1 pseudogene is annotated in these 521 nt (G+C 66.6%); it reads right to left on the bottom strand.

What is annotated here, in order from left to right:
• Positions 1-105: 105 nt before the first annotated feature.
• Positions 106-521 (bottom strand): annotated as a pseudogene (locus tag EN994_RS34635) (oxidoreductase); the annotation flags it as partial.

Here is a 521-nt window from a genome sequence, read left to right on the forward strand (position 1 = left end):
CGGTGGCCGCCTATGGCGCCTTGCCTTTCCAGTTGCTGTCGGCGGGTTTCTTGCCGATCGGCTGAAGGCGAATCCGACGAACCTTTCTCGCAAGGCGGCGTCCGCTCAAACTCCGTAGCGTTCGGTGCGGATGATTTCGGCTGCAACGCCGGCATCGATCAGCGCCTGGGCTGCCGCGGAAACGAAGGCATTGGAGCCGCAGACGAAGGCGAGACCGGGCGGCTCGGGCAGCCGCGCCATGGCTTGCGCCATCATCGCGACGTCCACCCGCCGCGCATAGTCGGCCGGGCGGCGTGCGGCTTCGCGGGTCAGTGTCAGCACCAGCTCGAAGCCGTCCTGACGCTCGTCGAGGGCGATCAGCTCGTCACGAAAGATCACTTCGTCCCAGACCCGGACCGAAAAGACCAGGACGACGGGCACCGCTGAATTCCGTGCGGCGCGGTGGCGGATCATCGACATCAAGGGCACGACGCCCGAACCGCCGCCGACCATCACAAGCGGCCCACTCTCATCCTTCGGCC

The sequence above is a fragment of the Mesorhizobium sp. M7A.F.Ca.CA.002.09.1.1 genome (genome assembly GCF_003998555.1).
Classification (GTDB): domain Bacteria; phylum Pseudomonadota; class Alphaproteobacteria; order Rhizobiales; family Rhizobiaceae; genus Mesorhizobium; species Mesorhizobium ciceri.